Origin of the sequence: Pararhodonellum marinum (genome assembly GCF_015354735.1) — a bacterium.
GTDB lineage: Bacteria > Bacteroidota > Bacteroidia > Cytophagales > Cyclobacteriaceae > Pararhodonellum > Pararhodonellum marinum.
Window position 1 is genome coordinate 743838 of the sequence record NZ_JACEFJ010000002.1, and the last position, 18950, is coordinate 762787.

The 18950-nt window shown below is 41.5% G+C and carries 19 protein-coding genes; 7 read left to right on the forward strand and 12 right to left on the reverse strand.

The features are described 5' to 3' along the window. Window positions 1-21: 21 nt before the first annotated feature. Complete coding sequence (locus H1A14_RS06995; RefSeq protein WP_194775493.1) at window positions 22-1812, reverse strand: ABC transporter ATP-binding protein; 1791 nt, start codon at window positions 1810-1812, stop codon at window positions 22-24. A 69-nt stretch (window positions 1813-1881) separates the two neighbouring features. Next, the gene (locus tag H1A14_RS23165; RefSeq protein WP_228527659.1) at window positions 1882-2226 is read right to left on the reverse strand and encodes a DUF6787 family protein; all 345 of its coding nucleotides are present in this window, start codon (window positions 2224-2226) and stop codon (window positions 1882-1884) included. Between the two features lie 179 nt (window positions 2227-2405). On the opposite strand from H1A14_RS23165, the gene H1A14_RS07000 reads away from it, so the two are divergent. Further along, the gene (locus H1A14_RS07000; protein ID WP_194775494.1) at window positions 2406-3527 is read left to right on the forward strand and encodes an AAA family ATPase; all 1122 of its coding nucleotides are present in this window, start codon (window positions 2406-2408) and stop codon (window positions 3525-3527) included. Between the two features lie 61 nt (window positions 3528-3588). Here the strand turns inward: H1A14_RS07000 and H1A14_RS07005 are convergent, their stop codons facing one another. The 4 genes from H1A14_RS07005 to pdhA all read right to left on the reverse strand — a co-directional run bounded on the left by H1A14_RS07005 (window position 3589) and on the right by pdhA (window position 7410). Further along, entirely contained in the window at window positions 3589-4908 is a 1320-nt protein-coding gene (locus H1A14_RS07005) for an aspartate kinase (RefSeq protein ID WP_194775495.1), read from the reverse strand. An 88-nt stretch (window positions 4909-4996) separates the two neighbouring features. After that, on the reverse strand, window positions 4997-5473 hold the full coding sequence (gene ribH / locus H1A14_RS07010) for a 6,7-dimethyl-8-ribityllumazine synthase (protein WP_194775496.1): 477 nt from the start codon (window positions 5471-5473) through the stop codon (window positions 4997-4999). A gap of 80 nt (window positions 5474-5553) precedes the next feature. Beyond that, window positions 5554-6273, reverse strand: a complete 720-nt coding sequence (locus H1A14_RS07015; protein WP_194775497.1) for a tetratricopeptide repeat protein — start codon at window positions 6271-6273, stop codon at window positions 5554-5556. Between the two features lie 117 nt (window positions 6274-6390). Beyond that, window positions 6391-7410: a pyruvate dehydrogenase (acetyl-transferring) E1 component subunit alpha gene (gene pdhA / locus H1A14_RS07020; RefSeq protein ID WP_194775498.1), complete on the reverse strand. Its 1020-nt coding sequence runs from the start codon at window positions 7408-7410 to the stop codon at window positions 6391-6393. Window positions 7411-7515: 105 nt separating this feature from the next. Between pdhA and recF the strand changes: the two genes are divergently transcribed. Further along, window positions 7516-8616 (forward strand): DNA replication/repair protein RecF, encoded by a 1101-nt coding sequence (gene recF, locus H1A14_RS07025; protein WP_194775499.1) that lies wholly within the window; start codon window positions 7516-7518, stop codon window positions 8614-8616. On the opposite strand, the gene H1A14_RS07030 is transcribed toward recF, so the two are convergent. Both H1A14_RS07030 and H1A14_RS07035 read right to left on the reverse strand, forming a co-directional pair. Beyond that, window positions 8617-9036: a DoxX family protein gene (locus tag H1A14_RS07030; RefSeq protein WP_228527628.1), complete on the reverse strand. Its 420-nt coding sequence runs from the start codon at window positions 9034-9036 to the stop codon at window positions 8617-8619. It abuts the gene before it with no gap. Between the two features lie 104 nt (window positions 9037-9140). After that, window positions 9141-10046 (reverse strand): sugar phosphate nucleotidyltransferase, encoded by a 906-nt coding sequence (locus H1A14_RS07035; protein WP_194775500.1) that lies wholly within the window; start codon window positions 10044-10046, stop codon window positions 9141-9143. A gap of 417 nt (window positions 10047-10463) precedes the next feature. On the opposite strand from H1A14_RS07035, the gene H1A14_RS07040 reads away from it, so the two are divergent. The 3 genes from H1A14_RS07040 (at window position 10464) to H1A14_RS07050 (ending at window position 12804) form a co-directional block, all read left to right on the forward strand. Further along, window positions 10464-10802, forward strand: coding sequence for a P-II family nitrogen regulator (locus H1A14_RS07040; protein WP_194775501.1), 339 nt, complete (start codon window positions 10464-10466; stop codon window positions 10800-10802). Between the two features lie 43 nt (window positions 10803-10845). Beyond that, window positions 10846-12078, forward strand: coding sequence for an ammonium transporter (locus tag H1A14_RS07045; RefSeq protein ID WP_194775502.1), 1233 nt, complete (start codon window positions 10846-10848; stop codon window positions 12076-12078). 210 nt (window positions 12079-12288) lie between these two features. Continuing rightward, window positions 12289-12804, forward strand: a complete 516-nt coding sequence (locus H1A14_RS07050) for a hypothetical protein (RefSeq protein WP_194775503.1) — start codon at window positions 12289-12291, stop codon at window positions 12802-12804. Between the two features lie 32 nt (window positions 12805-12836). On the opposite strand, the gene H1A14_RS07055 is transcribed toward H1A14_RS07050, so the two are convergent. The 3 genes from H1A14_RS07055 to H1A14_RS07065 form a co-directional block, all read right to left on the reverse strand. Next, window positions 12837-13619: a LytR/AlgR family response regulator transcription factor gene (locus H1A14_RS07055; RefSeq protein WP_194775504.1), complete on the reverse strand. Its 783-nt coding sequence runs from the start codon at window positions 13617-13619 to the stop codon at window positions 12837-12839. Window positions 13620-13643: 24 nt separating this feature from the next. Beyond that, entirely contained in the window at window positions 13644-14501 is an 858-nt protein-coding gene (nadC, locus tag H1A14_RS07060; RefSeq protein ID WP_194775505.1) for a carboxylating nicotinate-nucleotide diphosphorylase, read from the reverse strand. An 80-nt stretch (window positions 14502-14581) separates the two neighbouring features. Further along, window positions 14582-14986: a DUF4783 domain-containing protein gene (locus H1A14_RS07065; RefSeq protein WP_194775506.1), complete on the reverse strand. Its 405-nt coding sequence runs from the start codon at window positions 14984-14986 to the stop codon at window positions 14582-14584. Between the two features lie 281 nt (window positions 14987-15267). Here H1A14_RS07065 and gpmI point away from each other — a divergent pair, with 281 nt between their 5' ends. Together gpmI and H1A14_RS07075 are read left to right on the forward strand one after the other, a co-directional pair. Then, window positions 15268-16797: a 2,3-bisphosphoglycerate-independent phosphoglycerate mutase gene (gpmI, locus tag H1A14_RS07070; protein WP_194775507.1), complete on the forward strand. Its 1530-nt coding sequence runs from the start codon at window positions 15268-15270 to the stop codon at window positions 16795-16797. After that, window positions 16794-17357: a hypothetical protein gene (locus H1A14_RS07075; protein WP_194775508.1), complete on the forward strand. Its 564-nt coding sequence runs from the start codon at window positions 16794-16796 to the stop codon at window positions 17355-17357. The genes gpmI and H1A14_RS07075 overlap by 4 nt, the downstream gene beginning before the upstream one ends. On the opposite strand, the gene H1A14_RS07080 is transcribed toward H1A14_RS07075, so the two are convergent. Then, a complete protein-coding gene (locus tag H1A14_RS07080) occupies window positions 17332-18765 on the reverse strand; it encodes a hypothetical protein (protein ID WP_194775509.1) in 1434 nt (477 codons plus the stop codon). The two genes, H1A14_RS07075 and H1A14_RS07080, sit on opposite strands and share 26 nt — an antisense overlap. Between the last annotated feature and the right edge of the window lie 185 nt (window positions 18766-18950).

The following is an 18950-nucleotide window of genomic DNA, read 5'->3' on the forward strand; positions in this document are numbered from 1 at the left end:
GATGAGCTTTTGTCGTTGTGTTTACTCTGCAAACTGCAACCTGACCAAATTGGCATAGAAGCCGTTTTCCTGAGCAGCGAGCCAATCGTGGCTGCCTTCTTCTACAATTTTTCCTTCCTGAAGTACATAGATGCGGTCAACCTTTCGGATGGTTGCCAATCGGTGGGCAATGATGATGGTGGTCCTGTTTTTCATCAATACGTCCAAGGCTTCCTGTACCAAAGCCTCTGATTCGGCATCGAGAGATGAAGTGGCTTCGTCCAGAATTAGAATCGCTGGATCTTTCAATATGGCGCGTGCTATAGCCACCCTTTGTCTTTGCCCTCCAGACAATTTCACTCCCCGTTCTCCGACAAGCGTATCCAATCCTTCTGGAAATTTTTTGATAAACCTCCAGGCATTGGCTTTTTTGGCTGCCAGAATGATTTCTTCTTCAGTGGCATCCGGCTTAGCATAAGCAATGTTTTCCCTGATGCTTCCCCCAAAAAGAAGCACCTCTTGGGGTACAATGCCAATCTGCGATCTTAATTGCTGCAAGTTCCAATCCTGAATGGGCTTTTGGTCAATCAGAATTTGACCTTTTTGTATGTCATAGAACTTAAGCAACAGCTGGATGATGGTGGATTTACCCGCTCCGGAATGGCCGGCAAGAGCGATCTTCTCTCCCGCCCTGACATGGAAACTGATGTCATTCAAAACCGCAATTTCAGCTCTTGTAGGATAGGTAAAGGCAACCTCATGAAATTGGATCGCCCCTTCTACTTTGACTTTCTGAACAGGTTTCAGCGCCTCCTCAGGGGTTTCCCCCATGATTTCGAGCACCCTTTCGGAAGCACCAATTGCTTTCTGTAGTTGGCCATAAATGTCTCCTAGACCTGCGATAGAGCCGCCAATAAAAGTGGTGTAGAGGACGAAAGAAACCAAATTGCCCACGCTCATTTCCCCCGACCCTACCAAGGAAGCACCATACCACATCACCGCTACGATGCCGCCAAACAAGGCGAAGATGATAAAGGAAATAAAGGCCCCTCGGTAGGTGGCCGCTTTCAGGGCTACTTTGACCACCCTATTCAGACCTTTGCCATACCTTGCAGCTTCAAAGGCTTCCCCGGTAAACGATTTGACGGTCATGATGGATTGAAGGGTCTCTTCTACTATTACATTGGCGGAGGCCAATTCATCTTGGGTGGCTTTGGAAAGTTTGCGGATGAATTTTCCGAAAACCATGGCAATGATGACCAGGACCGGGAAAGTGGCCAGCATAAATAAGGTCAATTTTGGCGTCATGACAAAGAGTACCGCTACACCGGCTACAAGTGTAATGATTTGGCGAAACAATTCTGCCAGTGTCACTGAAAAAGTGTCCTGAAGCATGCTGACATCCGAAGTGATTCTACTGATGAGTTCTCCGGTTCTTCTTCTGTCAAAAAAAGACATAGGCAGGTGGACCAGTCGATGGTACAAAGCATGCCGGATATCCCGCATGGATTTTTCACTGACTACTGCAAAAAGCCAAACTCTAAAGAAAGAAAATATACTTTGCACCAAAAGGATGCCCAAAAGCATCAGGGCAATCCCATTGATGTCATTGAAAAGCCATGGCTCTCCTTGTGCAGTATCTATCAGTTTGCCGGCGACATATGGGAAGGCCAATAAGGTAAGGCTGGACAAAAGCAGAAATAAGAGACCTAATAAAAAAGGAGTCTTATAAGGCCAAACAAAACGGAATATACCGCTTAGCTTTCCTAAATTTTCCTTATTTAACTTTCTTTTTTCATGCGTTTCGAGTCCAACACCTCTTTTTTTCGCCATTTCAAACTGTTTTATTTTTTCGCCTACAAATGTAAACTTTTTAAACCACTTAATATAACCTCAGGGTACTTATGGTGTTTTCTTTTGACTTGAAAATACTTTCCCAACACGTCGGAAAAAAAGTTTTTCCTTTTCCCAAAAAAAGTGGAATTGACCAAGGAGAAAACCATAAAAAAGCAAAATCAACTGGTATAAGGGCAAAACAAAAATCAAGTAGAGAACCGTCTTCCAGAATCCACCTTTTTCTAAGCTGATGCCCAAAAAATCAAACAGAGGTTTTTTGATAAACAACACGGTAAATCCAGTTAAGGCAAATACCAAAAGGACAAGGACAACTTGCCAAATACTCTTCAATTGCCACTTGCTGCGTAGCTTTTGCAGAAAGCCTGACTTTGGAGTTGATTCTTTTTGCATAGGCGAAGATGCAACTTTTTGGCGTTTTTCCCACATGGTTTTTCTTTACAATTCCAGTTTAATATTTAGGTGAAAAATTTGAAATTGAATTTAAATTACGTACTTTCCGTAACGGAATATCCATTACGGAAAATACGTAACGCCATTTACGAATAAAGTTATTTTTAAGAAATTGGAAGGTGAAAAAAGTCGTTAATCCATTTGTTCTTCAAGCTTTTAGAGGCAAAAAGTACTTCTGTAACCGCCTGGAAGAAATTCAATCTCTGCATAACCATGTTCAAAATGGAAGAAATATTGTTTTATTTTCATGGAGACGGATGGGTAAAACCGCGCTGATCAAAGGATTCTTTGAGGAAGTAGAAGAAGAAAAAGAGACAGAAACGATCTTTGTCGATTTACTTCCGACTCAAGACATGGCTGGTGCGATCAAAGCCATCACCATAGCCATTTATGAAAAATTCGGGAAGACGCAGAGCGGCTTGTCCGCTACATTGCAACGGCTTCTCGCCATGGTTGGGGCAACATTAAGCTTTGATCCTTTTTCGGGAAACCCAGAAATCAGTTTAGGCCTAAGAAAGCCGGAATTCAATGTACAGTCACTACAGGTATTGGGTGAATTTTTGAGGGATAGAAAGAAAAATATCATCCTCGCCTTGGATGAATTCCAGCAGGTTATTTATTATCCCGGCCAGGAAGCTGAAGCTCAGTTTAGGTCATGGGTGGAGGATTTCCCAGAAATAAGATTTATATTTTCAGGAAGCCACCGGGGTATGATGCAGGCCATGTTTGTAGAAAAAAACAGACCTTTTTACCAGAGTGCCCAATTGATGGCCCTGGATTCCATTCCTTTGGAAAGCTATTCAAGCTTCATCAAAAAGCATTTTAACCAAAATCAGAAAACCATCAAGAATAGTTTGATAGAAAAAATTTACGAGTGGTCAAGGGGACAAACCTACACTGTGCAACTGATCTGTAATCACCTTTACAGTCAATTTGACCAGGTCAAAGAAGAGGCTTTGAATACAGTTATTTATCAGATTCTGGACCAGCACCAATCCATTTTCAGCAATTTCCCCAAGCTGCTGACCCATGTGCAGTGGCAGCTCTTGAAATCCATTGCCAAAGCAGAGCCTCTTAAAAATCCCACAGGTAAAGATTTTATTCAAACTTATCAGCTCGGAGCTGCCAGTACGGTCAGTACAGCTTTAAAAGCTTTGGAGCAAAAAGAATTGGTCATAAGGGATGGGGATCATTACCTCGTCCACGATGTTTTGTTGGCCAGGTGGATGCAGCGCCTCTGAAGCGCCAATCCCCTGACCATTTCCCAAAAAGGCTCAACAATTTGATGTTTAGCCTTACTTTTTACCAGATAAATAATCCTTCATTCAAACTTTTTAAAGCTTGATTTTTTAAGGAGGCATCTATCAAAATGGAGACATTGTGACGGCTTCCACCATAGGAAACCATTCTTAAGGGAAATTCATTCAAAGCATCCATGATGGTTTTGATGCTCCCTTTGGTCTCAGCTACCTGATGGCCTACGATACAGATGATGGTTTGGTTTTCATCCACCTCCACGATTCCGAACTGCTCCAATTCCTGTTTGATTTCTTCAAGGTGTGAGGTGTCATCTATGGTCAGTGAGACGGCAACCTCAGAGGTGGTAATCATATCAATGGGGGTGCGGTACTTTTCAAAGATTTCAAAAACCCTTCTTAAAAAACCATAGGCCAAAAGCATCCGACTGGATTTGATTTTGATCGCGGTGATGCCATCTTTGGCAGCGAGTGCCTTCACACCCGTGGTAGTTTCTTTGGCAGTAATGGTGGTGCCTGGAGCGTCAGGTTCCATGGTATTGAGCAGCTTGACGGGAACATTGTACATTTGGGCTGGCCATATGGAAGCTGGGTGAAGGATTTTAGCTCCGAAGTAGGCCAACTCTGCCGCTTCATCAAAGGACAAGGCAGCTATGGGCCGGGTTTTGTCCACGATCCGTGGGTCATTGTTGTGCATGCCATCTATGTCCGTCCATATCTCAATGAGGTCTGTCCCTAGGGCTGCCCCGATTAGGGAGGCTGTATAGTCACTGCCGCCTCTTTTGAGGTTATCAACTTCTTTCCGGTGGTTTTTGCAAATGTATCCTTGGGTTACAAAAATCTGGTTTTCGGGATGTTCCGCCAAAATGGATTTCAATTTTTCCCCTATTTTCAAAAGTTCCGGTTCCTGATTTTCATCAATACTCATAAAATCCAATGCAGATAAAAAGACCGCAGGAATCTGTAATTCTTCCAACAAAGTAAAAAATAATTTGGTAGATAGCAGTTCGCCCTGCGCCAGAATATCCCTGTTTATGGCTTCATTAAAAGAAATTTTCAGAATGATGTTAAGGAATTCAAAATGTTCCTTTATGATATTTTCGGCTTTCACAAGCGTATCATCCTGCTTTAGCAAATCCTTATAGAATTGAAGATAATGGGCATGAAGGGCATCTATTCTATTTTTCGCCAGGTCTTTATCTGCTTCAGCCAGCGCCTCACCTATCCCTACCAAGGCATTGGTGGTGCCGGAAAGGGCGGAAAGGACCACGATTTTTCTTTCAGGGTCTCGTGTGATCAGATCTTTTACCTGATGCATGCGGTCGGGTCTTCCCACAGAAGTCCCTCCAAATTTCATGATTTTCATGTGATGGATGTGGTTTTATAGGTTTGATGGTAAATTCTGAATAAAAGTTAAGCTGGAGCGAGGCAACAACTCCTCAAAATTGCTGGGCTTAAAACCCTAACATTTTGATCGCTGTGATGGCTGCTTCATCACCTTTGTTCCCATGCTTGCCACCTGCCCGGTCCAGTCCCTGCTGTTGGGTATCGGGCGTGAGTACCCCAAAAATAACCGGCTTGTTAAATTTAAGGCCTACCTGGGTAATGCCATGCGCTACTGCATCGCAGATAAAATCAAAATGCCTGGTTTCTCCCTGAACCACACAGCCCAGGCAAATTACGGCATCAATCTCACTGCGTTCTGCCATCCATTGGGCAGCAAGGGGAAGCTCAAAAGAGCCGGGTACATTTTTTCGGTAAAGGTTTTCCTTTTTGGCGCCATGCTTCAGCAAAGTTTCCAAAGCTGCACTATACAAGGATTCGGTGATGGTATCATTCCATTCTGATACCACCAGAGCAATTTTCTTTTTGCTGATATTGATGATGTTGTTGTCTGAATGCTGACTCAGGTTTTTCAGGGAGGTAGCCATGATTTATGTGGTTTTTAGGATACAACAAAAAAAGAGTAAGACGAAGGCCTTACTCTTTTTTTAATGCAGATCGTAACGCATTAGTTTGAAGCAAGGCCTTCCAGGCGAGCTTTATGCTTTCGTGCTGCGGTAAATTCGTATGATTCAAAGTATTCTTGTTCGATTCTTCCATAAGCCTCGATGGCCTTATTCAGTTGGCCAGCTTCTTCATATGCCACTGCCAATTTCATGAGGTAACGGGGCGTAAAGAATTTATTGGGTCTGTATTTGGCTGCTTTGTCATAATTGCTGATGGCCTTGTCTATGTTCTTCAATTCAAAATAGGCATCACCAATAAGTGCATAGGCCTTGGCTTGGACAAAATAATCATCAGAGGAGAATTTCTCCAGGTGATCCACTGCTTTTTGGAACTCTCTTTCAGAAAGGTAGATAGAACCCAAATAGTAATGGGATAAATTGGCCGCATCGGTTCCTTTGTATCGATTGATAATATCTAAAAAGCCGGGGTTGGATCCGTCACCGTTGATGGCAAACTCCAAACTGTCCTGTTCATAATAGTACACCGCTTGGAACATTTCCGCCTGGGCCGTCTTGTTTTTGTTTTGTCTGTCAATTTGGAAATAAAGTATTCCCGCTATCACCAAGATGAGGGCGATGATCGCCCCACCAACTATTTTGGAATTTTTCTTGATGAACAACTCACCCCGCTGCAGTCTGTCCGCGATTTCTTCGGGATTCTCCAACAACTCATTTCCTTTCTCTACTTGAGCTTTTTTTGCTCTGGTAACCTTTTTTGCCATTTCTATCAAATTTCAGCCGCAAAGATAACGGTTTTCCTTAATTCACAAATAAAAAAGAAGTCAGCCACCTGTTTCCGGTACCAGAAAGGGTGACTGACTTCTCGGTTTTCAAATTTTTTATTCCATTATAAATGGATAATCCTCCTGCACATATACATCTTCAAAAGCCGCTTTTCCATCAGGCCAAGGCGACTCCTCAGCAAACTTCACAGCATCTTCTACTTGTTTTTTTACTTTTTTGTTGATTTCTTCAATCTCTTCGGCGGTTAAGATATTGTTGTCCTCAATGGTTTTCTTTACCTGCTCGATTGGATCTCTTTGCTTGTATTCTTCTACTTCTTCTCTTGTTCTGTATTTTTGAGGATCAGACATGGAATGGCCTTTGTATCGGTAGGTCCTGAATTCCAATAGTGTAGGACCATCCCCTTTTCTGGCTCTTTCGGCGGCTTCAGCCACTGCTTCATGAACCGCTTCCACATCCATGGCATCCACGGCAAAGCTAGGCATGTCATAGGATTCTCCTAATGTGGACAGATCTTCCACATTGGAAGAACGCCTTACGGCAGTACCCATGGCATAGCCATTGTTTTCGATTACAAATATGACCGGGGTCTTATACAGCATGGCCAAGTTTAAGGCTTCATGGAATGCGCCCTGACGGACAGCACCATCTCCCATGTAGCACATGCAAAGGTTTTTGGTTCCTTTGTATTTTTCGGCAAAACCGATTCCAAGACCCAGTGGTATCTGAGCACCCACAATTCCGTGGCCTCCAATAAAATTGACAGATTTGTCAAAAATATGCATGGACCCACCCTTTCCTTTTGAAGCGCCGGTGGCTTTTCCATATAGTTCTGCCATCACTGCCCCTGGATCAGTGCCTAGTCCAAGTGGATGGGCATGGTCACGGTAAGCAGTGATCCATTTGTCATCCTTGGTAAGGGCCGAAATGGCACCGGAGGCACAGGCTTCCTGACCAATATACAAATGACAGAATCCCCTGATTTTTTGCTGACCATACAGTTGGCCTGCTTTTTCCTCAAACCTTCTCATAAGCAACATACTTTCGTACCAGAAAGTATAGGTCTCTTTTGAGTATTTCACTTTAGCTTTTGTGGTCGAACTCTTCTTTGCCATCGAGTATTGTTTAAATATGCTAACTTAGGGCTTCAAATATAGTCAAATCGGCTTAAACAAATAGCCGGACTGCGAAATTAGTGAAAAACAGTACCTTTTCTAAACATGTACCTGAAAAATATCCTATTGAACCAATTTAAAAACCACGCCAAGGTTCAATTTGACTTTTCTCCCGAAATCAACTGTTTTTTAGGCATCAACGGCTCAGGGAAAACCAATTTATTGGATGCCATTCATTATCTCTGTCTGACCAAAAGTGCTTTCAATGCTCAGGATAGCCAGAATATTCAACATGAGGGGAGTTTTTTTTCCATAAAGGGTGAATTTGAGCGCAACGATAAGACAATGGCCGTCCACTGTGTTTTGGAAGAGGGTAAGAAAAAACAGCTTAGCCTGAATGGGAAGGCATATGAAAGAATGAGCGACCACATTGGTCTCATTCCCGTTGTGTTGATTGCACCTGATGACACTACTCTGATCAGGGATGGCAGTGAGGAGCGAAGGAAATTTTTTGACAGTATGCTATGCCAATTGGACAAAAAATACTTACAGCAACTTATTCAATACCAACATGCTTTAAAACAAAGAAACGCCCTGATCAAAGCTTTCAATGAGCAAGCCTATTTTGACAAACTGCAGATAGAGCCTTACGACCGCCAACTCGTCAAGTTGGCTAAGGAAATTTTTAAGGCTAGAGATGCTTTTAATGAAAGCTTTGAACCCAAGCTTCAGGAACACTATGGGACAATCTCGGGAGACAGAGAAAGGGTTAAAATTCATTACGAAAGTGATTGTAGGGATGAAGGTTTTGAAGCGATTTTCTTGAACAACCACAAAAAAGATATTCTTTTGAAAAGGACCGGGTTGGGCATCCACAAAGATGATTATCGCTTTGAAATAGATGGGCATCCCATCAAAAAATTTGGTTCGCAGGGTCAACAAAAGTCGTTTGTCATCGCGCTTAAGCTTGCCCAGTTTCAATCATTTTTAGACAACAAAAAAGAAAAGCCAATTTTACTTTTGGATGATGTGTTTGACAAGCTGGATGACTTGCGGATCAGCAAATTGATGGGATTGGTGGCTAAAGGAGACTTTGGTCAGATCTTTATGACTGATGCGCGTCCGGAAAGGTCCAAAAATATTTTGGATGATATCCCAGCTGACAAAAGTTTTTTTGAAATACAACCTACTCTCATACTGGATTGATCAGTATTTCTTTGTGGGTTTCACCTGTGCATCCAGGGAGTACTTACCAGGTCCTGTGAAAAATAGAGTAAGAAAAGCGATCAGGAAAAGCAATGGCAATTCTTGTTTGGAAAAGTTACCCCCGTGTACCATAAATGCAGCGGTTACCATTGTTATGATGAGAGGGATTAGGGCCAACCTTGAAAAAAAACCCAAAGCCAATAGAATTGAACAGAAAAACTCAGCGAAAATGGCCAATACCAAGGAGGTTTGTGTGCCAATTCCAAGTGGATCAGCAAATTTGGTCAGGTTTTCACTGTAATTGGCGATTTTTCCCCAACCGTGTGTTATCATCAGTCCAGAAGTCCCCAACCTTAAAAGCAATAAACCGAAGTCTGTGGAAAGGGGATTGATGGCAAATATTAGTTTTTTTAACATCATTAGGCAGATTTAGGCCTCAAAGATCTTATCAAGACAACAAATTTTTGAGGGAAAAAATTGTACTATTAACCAATTTCTTTCTCCATATGGGCTTTACGCTGTTCTTAAGCCCATAGGTCCTCTGGGTATTGACCACTTGTATGCAGGTCTTGCAAAGCCTTGATCACGATGGGCTTGTCTTCGGGGTAAGTCACCCCAAACCAGGTTTTCCCTCCTTCCAAGACTTCAAAGGCAGCTTTTCCATCCTTGATCAGGTTATTGGCAACCAAGGGTATGAAAAACTCCGATTTGAGGTTATGCTGATTGGATGGAAGAAATTCCTGCCACATTTCCATGATGTCTTTAAAAACATCCTGATGAAATCCCCAGAAATTCATGGAAACGGGTGTCCCCGAAGGGATCTCAAATGATTCCTCTTCTCCTGAACTGATGATTTTGCCGTTTTGCATAGAAATGGCGGTCCGTTCCACCATTCCTATCAATTGATGTTGCTCATCCATCTCGCAAACCCCTCTGCTGACTGTCCCGTGCTCAGACAGTACATTATCAATGGCATAACCCACCATAGCATGAAGATCAGGTTTTACCCCTTCACTAAGGAATTTACCCAAGATTTCAAATGCCTCTTTACCATAAAAATCATCCGCATTGATCACGGCAAAAGGTTCTTGAATGGCATTAGCGGCACAAAGAACCGCATGCGCTGTACCAAAAGGTTTGACTCTGTCAGGATGCTGGTATTGATCAGGCACAAAACTGCTTAAAGATTGTAAGACAAATTCAGTCTCAATTTTCCCTTCCAACTTAGGTAGGAATTTGTCTTTTGCAGTTTGCAAAATTTCTTCTCTAACGATAAAGACCACTTTGCCGAATCCGGCCCGTATCGCATCAAAAATCGAGTATTCTATGATGGTTTCACCGTGAGGGCCAAAGCCGTCAATTTGCTTATTTCCTCCATAACGGCTTCCAATTCCAGCAGCTAGGATTAAAAGAGTTGGTTTTTTTTTCATTAGGTATGTAAGATTTTTTAAAAATCCAAATTTAAGGTTTTATCTCAAGCAGTCAGGATAATGGGAGATTTATTCCAAAAAAATGTAAAAATGATTTAGGAACCCCTCCTTGATGAATATTGGCTGAGTCAGAAGTTTTTGATTGGAAAATAAAGCAATACCCAACTTAAAGCACGTTGGAGGAGAAGCATCGGAATCATACCTCAAAGTTTGAATCAGCAGGGTTTTAAAATCTACCAACAAAGTTAAAAAAATTGCAAAAAACACTAAAGTTGGCTTCCAAAACATCCTACACAGCAGAAAAATCTGTATTCGACAATAAAATACATTAAAAAATGAGCAAAATTTTTTAAAATTCACAAATTTTGATTTACTTTCGGAGCAAATCACTAACATAAACCTGTTTTAATTGAAGAAATGAAAAAAATAGAAGCCATTATTAGGACTTCAAAATTCGAAGAAATACACAGCTGTGTAGCCGGATTGGGAGTCAAATTTCTCACCTTTTACGAGGTGAAAGGCATGGGTTTGGAGCATGCCAAGCCACAAACCTACCGAGGGGTGGCCTATGAGCCAGCCTATATTCCTAGGACCAAACTGGAAATCGTTACTGTGGAAGAATTGGTTGAGCCAGTCATAAACTGTATTCTCAAAGAGGGAAAAACGGGAGAAATAGGGGATGGCAAGATCTTCGTCTATGATGTACTGGAGGCCCATCGGATTAGGAATAGTGATAGAGGTGAAAATGCCCTATAAGAGAATGCTGCTCTCATTTACTAATTATTAACCTATCAAACCTATGAATCAAGAACTATTTACCATTAATAATTTATGGATGATGATGGCCACCATTTTGGTATTCATCATGCATTTGGGTTTTGCCTGCTTGGAGGCAGGCATGACCCGAGCAAAAAATACCGTCAACATTCTTTTCAAAAATACCATTATTCCTGCTATAGGTCTCCTTACCTATGCCTTTATAGGATTTAGCCTGATGTATCCGGGTGAGGCATTTGCAGGTGCTTTTATTGGGCTCAACGGCCTTGGAATTACACTGCCTGAAGGCTGGGATACGGTGGCTTATGATGAAGGCTATACTTTCTTTACTGATTTTATTTTTCAGGCCATGTTTGCCGCAACGGCAGCCACCATTGTGTCAGGAGCTGTGGCCGAAAGGATTAAGTTGGGGCCATTTATCTTTTTTTCCATCTTATATGTAGGCATTTGTTATCCCATCGTTGGCATGTGGAAATGGGGCGGTGGATTTCTCGACACCATGGCTATCCCATTCTATGATTTTGCCGGATCGACCTTAGTCCATTCAGTAGGTGGCTGGGGTGCCCTTATTGGTGCCTATCTTTTGGGGCCTCGCTTAGGTAAATACACCGAAAAAGGCATGAATGCCATCCCGGGACATAACATACCCCTTGCAACCATAGGCGTATTTTTACTTTGGTTTGGCTGGTTCGGTTTCAACGGGGGATCTGTGCTTTCGGCTTCTCCCGGAGATGTATCAAGGGTATTTGTGACGACTTCTATTGCTGCTGCGGCAGGTGCCTTTGGAGCTTTGATTGCCTCTTACCTGAAATTCAAATCCTATGACATCACCATGGTGCTCAATGGGATTCTTGCCGGGTTGGTGGCCATCACGGCAGGTGCTGATTTGATGGCGGTTTGGGAGGCCGCTGCCATTGGGTTTATCGGAGGTACAATTGTTGTCTTTGCAGTGGTCTTCTTTGATAGAATCAAAATTGATGACCCAGTTGGTGCTATTTCTGTTCACCTCGTTGTGGGGATTTGGGGCACATTGGCAGTAGGTCTTTTTGGAGATTTGGCCGGAATGAGTCAGATTTTGGCTCAATTGAAAGGAATAGGCGTGATAGGGGCATTTTGTGTGGCCTTTAGTTTTATCCTCTTTTACTCTCTTAAAAAGACCCAAGGCATTCGAGTGGATGAAGCAGAGGAGTTGGAAGGCTTGGACATCAATGAACACAGCATGCGCGCCTATCCCGACTTTGCTACAAAAGATTGATAGTTGTTGATACAGTTTACTTAATCCACAATAAAGCCTTCAGATATTTTGAGGGCTTTTTTTATGCACCACCATAGCCAACCTTCAATTGGAGCCTAAGGTCTCCTTTTTTTTGATCCATTTACGGTAAACTTTTCCTTACATTTAAATTTCATTTTAGGACATTTTACATTCTTTAAACGTCTCAAATGTAACCTTCCAGATCAAGCCATGAAAATATCCAATTGCATCCTTGCAGCTTCATTATTTGCAGTAACCCTTTCCTGTAATCTTGAAGATGAGGTTCTTGTGCCCAGCAACCTCTTTGGGACATGGGAGAGTAACCTTTTTCAAGAAAACATGGAATGGGGCCAAGTCATTTCCTACACATTCCATGATGATGGTACTTTTGAATATAATAGTACTGTCCAACAAATATTTCCCCGTAAGGAACTTGGTTTTAATTCGAAAGCCAGTGGAATTTACACAGTTGATGGAAGTAAGGTCTACCTCATAGAAACAAAGTATCTTAGTGTTCCTCAAAACAGCAGCTTGTTTATTGTTCCTTTAGCGGAACTTGAGGAATGGGAGGATTGGTACAGGGAGAAGGAAATTATGGTAACATTTAAAAAAAGAGGGTCTCAAATGGTCATGATTGAGGGATGTCCCATAAATGCCGCCTGCGCACCACCAAGTATTTTTTTCAGGGAGGGCAACATATGGCAAAGTTTAGTGAAAATGAATTAAATAATGATCTGGCAAGAAATAGGTACGCATATCTATTGATTGATCCACTTCTTGAAATCTTTGACTTTTTCCCTGCTGACCACTATCTCCTCATCAAAATCCACTTTGGGTACAATTTGAAGCCTGCTGTTGAGGTATTTTTTGATCAGGTCTATGGCGTGAATGTTAAGTAGTATACTCCGGTTTACTCTGAAAAATTGTTTTTGATCTACAAACTGTTCTTCTAGATCCATAAGCTTGTAATCGATGAGATACCGGTTGCCACTGCCCATTTCTATTAAATAAGTCAAGCCTTCTTCTGCCATAAAAAAGGCTGCTTCCTGCGGGGTTTTATACAACAATTCGTCCCCAAGCTTTACCAGAAACCTGGATTTTTGCTGGCCATGACCGTTATAATTATCTTTGATGACACCGTTTTCTCCATTAAGTTTTGGGGCCTTTTGACCATATAAAGTAAAATATTTTTCAAAAGTAGCTTTCAATCTGTCAGGATGCGGACTTTCATTGACAAAATCCAGGCAATTCAAAGAGAAGGCTTTTTCTGTTACGAAAGGTTTATTTGAGGTAAAAACTACAGGAACCCTTTTGTCAAGCTTATCGAAGATTCCGGGGTGCAGGTCTGTGAGTTCAAAACTGCCTACGATCAGATCTATGTTTTGTCCACTGTTGAGGTACTGCCAGGCATTTTCCCAATTGGGCATCACGCGCAGGGTTTTCACATAGGCACAAACTTGCTGTAATAGGTGGCTGAGTTTATAACCTTCCTCAGGTTTGTGCACCACCATACAATTGATAAAACCTTTCTCGTAAGTCATAAGGGAATAAAACGTATATGTATTTTAATAAGCTTTCAAACTGATATCCATGCTTTTTACATGGTGGGTTAGGGCTCCTACGGAGATGAAGTCCACCCCACATTCCGCAACTTTACTGATTGTGGCTTCGGTAATTCCTCCTGAGGCCTCCGTTTTATACTCTCCGTCAATCATTTTGACAGCAGCTCGCATGTCCTCATAGCTCATGTTATCCAGCATGATGACATGGATACCTCCCTCCCTCAGCACTTGTCTGACCTCAGATAGGTTTCTGGTTTCCACCTCAATTTTAAGATCCAGCCCTTTTTCCTTCAAATAACCTAACGTAGCCTGTATGGCTTTCGAGATACCACCGGCAAAATCGATGTGGTTGTCTTTTAACATGACCATGTCATAGAGCGCGAAGCGGTGATTCAAACCTCCTCCTAAGACCACTGCCCATTTTTCCATCATCCTGAAATTAGGCGTGGTTTTCCGGGTGTCCATCAACCTGGCTTTGGTATGGGCAATCATTTCCGTTAACCGGGCTGTTTTGGTAGCTATACCACTCATCCTTTGAAGGCAGTTGAGCACCAACCGCTCCGAAGTTAGGATGGATGCAGCACGGCCTTTTACTCTAAGTCCAATATTGCCTTCCTTTACCCTATCCCCATCGTTCATCAAAAGTTCGACGGACAGGTCGGGGTCAAAACGATTGAAAATCATTTCTGCCAATTCCAGCCCTGCAATGATACCTGATTCCTTGATGATCAATTGGGCCTGACCATTGGCATCTTTTGGTATGGAGGCCAGGGTCGAATGGTCGCCTTCTCCAACGTCTTCCTGCAGTGCCCGGGTAATAAATTCATTTATTTTTTCGGCAGAGAGGTAACTTTTTTTCACAAATCAAAAATAACAAAATAAAGATCAGAATGAAGCCTGAGTCAAAATTTATCCGTTTTTTTTTGAAAAATTGATTAAGATTATTCTTTGGTGAAATCCATGCTGTATATTTTCATGGTCTCCTGCGAATTTCGACCCTTGATCAATACCCTAAAGCTGATATTATCTGAGTTATAAAGTCCAATAAAATACTTAAGGTTATCCGCAGACTCCCCTCTGTGGATGATCTGAAAATCAATAGGGGGGAATTTTTTGAAAAAATCTCTTAACACCTGCTCGGCTTGATTTTTAGAGTAATCGGCTTGGTTGCCATTGATGTTCATTTCCAAGTTGCTATGAAAATGTTGGGCCAAGTCCCTACTGGAACCGGCTTGAAAAGAAAGGGTTATCTCCTCTATCTCCTCTTTTTGTGACTTTATAGTATTCGAACTGAAGAGGCTGAAAAGAAATACGAAGATCAATATATGGGCAATCAAATTGTGCATGTTTAGAATTTAACAAATTTTAAGCCATTTATCTCAGAAGGAAAAGATATGTTTTTTTTACTAAAATAAGACGATTCCAAGTTTTTGCATTTTACTTCTATTTATTAACTCTTGGTTACTGAAATTGACCGATCTTAATCCCGATTAATCAATTGAAAGTTCTACTTCTGGTTAAAAATTTCCTGATTTTAAAAATTTTATGTGCAAAGGCAACAATTGAGTGAGGGGTTAAAGCTTGTTTTTTTTCCTTTGGATGGATTTTAAATCTTTATATTTGTAACATGGATAAAAAAGTTTTACTCATGATTTTGGACGGTTGGGGATTGGCAACCAACCCAAAAGTATCAGCTATCGACAAAGCAAAAACACCATTTATAGATGGTTTGTATAAAAAATACCCTCATTCAAGACTGGATGCCTCTGGGCTAGCAGTAGGACTTCCAGAAGGGCAAATGGGAAATTCGGAAGTAGGACACATGAACATCGGCGCAGGTAGGGTGGTGTACCAGGACCTGGTGAAAGTGAACAAAGCCATCCAAGATGGGGATTTAGATCACCACCCCGTTTTAGAAGAGGCTTTTGCCAAGGCCAGAGCATTGGGAAAAAAAGCCCACTTTATTGGTTTGGTTTCAGATGGGGGAGTACATGCCCATATCAATCACCTGAAAGGCCTTTGCGATGCTGCCAAAGCCAATGGTTTTGAGGATGTTTATATCCATGCTTTTACCGATGGAAGAGACACAGATCCCATGGCAGGTGCCCGGTACCTTACTGAGCTTCAAGATCATTTGAAAAGCTCTTCAGGAAAAATTGCTTCTGTAGTTGGCCGATATTACGCTATGGATAGGGATAAGCGCTGGGAACGAGTAAAGTTGGCTTATGATGCCTTGGTGCTAGGTGAAGGGGAGAAATCAAAAGATATCATCCAGGCGATGAAAAAGTCCTATTCCAACGGTGTAACTGATGAATTCATCAGACCAATCATTCAAGTAAATGGGAAAGGAAAACCTTTAGCTACTATTGAGGAGGGGGATTTGGTCATCTGCTTTAATTTTAGAACTGATCGGGGTAGAGAGATTACAGAAGTCCTTACCCAAAAAGATTTTGAAGATTACAAAATGCAGAAATTACCTCTTGATTACATTACATTCACGAATTATGATGAAACATTTAAGGGTGTAAAAGTGCTTTTTGAAAAAGATAACCTTAAAAATACCCTAGGAGAAGTGCTTGCCGCATTTGGCAAAAAACAAATCCGAATTGCTGAAACAGAAAAATATCCCCACGTGACCTTTTTCTTCTCAGGAGGTCGAGAAGTGGCTTTTGAAGGGGAATCCAGAATTCTTTGTAGTTCACCTAAGGTGGCTACTTACGATCTGCAACCTGAGATGGCCGCCTATGAAATTGCCAGCAAAATTAATGTAGAATTAAAGAAAAAAGAGGTGGATTTCATTTGCCTGAATTTTGCCAATGCGGATATGGTCGGACACACCGGCGTCTTTGAAGCGGCAGTCAAAGCCTGTGAGACGGTGGATAAATGTGCTGAGCAAGTCATCAATACCGCTTTAGCCAGTGGATATTCTACCATTGTGATAGCAGACCATGGCAACAGCGACTGTATGATCAACGAGGATGGAAGTCCCAATACTGCCCACACCACGAACCTTGTTCCATGTATTATGGTTGATGATGAGGACTATTTAGAGGTCAAAGATGGCAAATTGGGTGATTTGGCCCCTACCATCCTGACCATGATGGGAGTGCATATCCCTGGAGAGATGACTGGAGAAGTCCTATTGAAAAAACAATGAAAAAATTTTATTTTGTAATTCTGATCGGATTGTTTTTTTCCTGTCAAAAGGACGGAAAGCAGCCGGTCTCAAATCCAGTTCAAATAGATAAGTATTTTCCGATACAAACCTTATTGCAAGAACAGATCGATCAACTTGAGGGTAGAAGTGTTGAAAAAACTACCACGCTCAAAGGGGAATCCATCACGACCATTCAAGAAATGGATGAAGCGGCTTGGAGGAAGGAACTTGACCTTTTTGTCCAGTCAGACATCAACAAAGCATCATTAGCGCTTTCCTATGAAACCGTCGAAGAAAATAATCAACTTATTCATCGTTTAAAGCCTGGAGAAAAAGGAGAAATTCAGGAAGTTAAAGTGAGCTATGAGGGGGATCAGGTGGTTGAATTGCAAATTAGATACCACGATGAAAATAACTTTTACAGATCCAGTTCAACAGCCACCATACAAATATGCCCTGCTACCGGCCTGATGAAGGGCTATGAGGTAACAGGGCTTCAGAAAGTTTGGTTTAAACCGCCTAATGAAATGAATATCAAGGCTGTTTTGTTGCCAGTTTGATATTTTCCATTTTTGAAACTGAAGAGAAAGACAATACTTTTTGATCCTTATCGTAATAAACGATTTTTATCTCTTTTGGCATATCAAAACCAAATATCAAATCAGGCCCATGCGCGTTGATGATCTTGGTTTTTTCCTTGATGTAATTATCATAGATAGACGCATCCACTTTTTCACTTTTCATAGAGGTTTCCTCCAAAGACTGATTCAAGTAATGAAACCCTGAAAAGTAAGAGGTTGGATTGGAACTCGTAGAACCGGCTCCGACCGGGTAAATCCCTGAAGACGGACTGTGGTCTATCGTCTCCACCAGTGAGCCAATCATGGCTTTTGGCTTCTGGTTTTCATCCACCTCAATAAATCCTACGGTTCTAAAGTGTCTGTTACTTCGGAATCTTCCAAAAAACGCCTCGTGAATCCCTGTATTAAAAGGGGTATAGTCCACTTTCTGATTGATGGAGTTTAAGTTTTCCAGAGAATTAACCATCAGTCCCATCTCAGAAGCATGCAATTTTCTGCTCCAAGAAGTGACAAGTTCAGGGTTTTTGATGTCCAATGCCTGTAACACCAATCGATCTTCCTTGGCAATCAAAGTGGTCAATTGATCCGCTCTAAGGATACTTCTCGGATAGGAAAACATTTCTCTATCTTCCTCAAAAGCCATGATATGATCGATTTTAATTTGGTCAAAATCGATTTTCAGAACTTCTGTCCTTGTTTTGGTATCCGATGCGAGGTCATAAGTAAGGTACAGGATATCATTTCCCTGTGGATAGGCCTTCCTTGAGTAGTAAGCATCTGCAAAATCCAAATAGGTAGAAAAATTGCTGCTTTTGAAACCTTCCATGTTTGGGGCTTTACCTGCAATTTTCTGAATATCCAGGGTAGTCAATAACCTGGGTTCATGAGTGGCATTCAAGTTGGCCAATACAAACCCTTCAGATTTGTGCTGATAGATGGCATAGACTGCTTTTCCATTTCCAAAATAATTGATCAGTTTATGTTTTTTGGAAGCGAGTTCTATCCCGCTCTGTAACATATACTCACCGGTTTGGTAAGAAATGGAATGAATGTCGATGCCGCTGCCTTTCATGGATTTGGCAACGGAGGAGACAAAAAGAGACAGCTTATCCACCCCATGCGAAATACCCAGAATTTCCTGGTCTTTGGTAAGCATGATGTTGAAGGCATGTTCTTTGATGGGCATTAAATTCTCATCCGTAATGTAAGCCTGGAACCGGACGCTTTCGGAAGTGATGGGTTCAAAATTCCCAATCACAAACACTTTTTCATCCTGAATCGAATGGATGAAAATATTTTTTTTGTCGGTGATGTTAAGCGCTACTTTTTGGGCCGATAGAAAATTTGACACAAGAAGCAAAAAACATAATGTGAACAACTTTTTCATAAAAACAAAATTTTATTATTAAACAATACCCAAATATAAAATATAATTTGCTAAAATGCAAGAATTCTCTTCTCAAAAATGTAGTTGGCTGAGCTCAGAAGCATGCTTTTCAAAAGAAATTATGAGGGTCTTTTCTGAAAACCAATTATCATTTCATTCATTTTTCCGATGCAAACCTAAAGGTA

What these genes read in the sequence shown, in the direction of transcription:
- H1A14_RS07015 (WP_194775497.1), bottom strand. Translation starts at nt 6,273, where the DNA reads ATGGCAAAAAAGGTTACCAGAGCAAAAAAAGCTCAAGTAGAGAAAGGA.
- H1A14_RS07050 (WP_194775503.1), top strand. Translation starts at nt 12,289, where the DNA reads ATGAAAATATCCAATTGCATCCTTGCAGCTTCATTATTTGCAGTAACC.
- H1A14_RS07055 (WP_194775504.1), bottom strand. Translation starts at nt 13,619, where the DNA reads ATGACTTACGAGAAAGGTTTTATCAATTGTATGGTGGTGCACAAACCT.
- ribH (WP_194775496.1), bottom strand. Translation starts at nt 5,473, where the DNA reads ATGGCTACCTCCCTGAAAAACCTGAGTCAGCATTCAGACAACAACATC.
- H1A14_RS07080 (WP_194775509.1), bottom strand. Translation starts at nt 18,765, where the DNA reads ATGAAAAAGTTGTTCACATTATGTTTTTTGCTTCTTGTGTCAAATTTT.
- H1A14_RS07040 (WP_194775501.1), top strand. Translation starts at nt 10,464, where the DNA reads ATGAAAAAAATAGAAGCCATTATTAGGACTTCAAAATTCGAAGAAATA.
- gpmI (WP_194775507.1), top strand. Translation starts at nt 15,268, where the DNA reads ATGGATAAAAAAGTTTTACTCATGATTTTGGACGGTTGGGGATTGGCA.
- recF (WP_194775499.1), top strand. Translation starts at nt 7,516, where the DNA reads ATGTACCTGAAAAATATCCTATTGAACCAATTTAAAAACCACGCCAAG.
- H1A14_RS06995 (WP_194775493.1), bottom strand. Translation starts at nt 1,812, where the DNA reads ATGGCGAAAAAAAGAGGTGTTGGACTCGAAACGCATGAAAAAAGAAAG.
- H1A14_RS07075 (WP_194775508.1), top strand. Translation starts at nt 16,794, where the DNA reads ATGAAAAAATTTTATTTTGTAATTCTGATCGGATTGTTTTTTTCCTGT.
- H1A14_RS23165 (WP_228527659.1), bottom strand. Translation starts at nt 2,226, where the DNA reads ATGCAAAAAGAATCAACTCCAAAGTCAGGCTTTCTGCAAAAGCTACGC.
- pdhA (WP_194775498.1), bottom strand. Translation starts at nt 7,410, where the DNA reads ATGGCAAAGAAGAGTTCGACCACAAAAGCTAAAGTGAAATACTCAAAA.
- H1A14_RS07005 (WP_194775495.1), bottom strand. Translation starts at nt 4,908, where the DNA reads ATGAAAATCATGAAATTTGGAGGGACTTCTGTGGGAAGACCCGACCGC.
- H1A14_RS07065 (WP_194775506.1), bottom strand. Translation starts at nt 14,986, where the DNA reads ATGCACAATTTGATTGCCCATATATTGATCTTCGTATTTCTTTTCAGC.
- H1A14_RS07035 (WP_194775500.1), bottom strand. Translation starts at nt 10,046, where the DNA reads ATGAAAAAAAAACCAACTCTTTTAATCCTAGCTGCTGGAATTGGAAGC.
- H1A14_RS07045 (WP_194775502.1), top strand. Translation starts at nt 10,846, where the DNA reads ATGAATCAAGAACTATTTACCATTAATAATTTATGGATGATGATGGCC.
- H1A14_RS07030 (WP_228527628.1), bottom strand. Translation starts at nt 9,036, where the DNA reads ATGATGTTAAAAAAACTAATATTTGCCATCAATCCCCTTTCCACAGAC.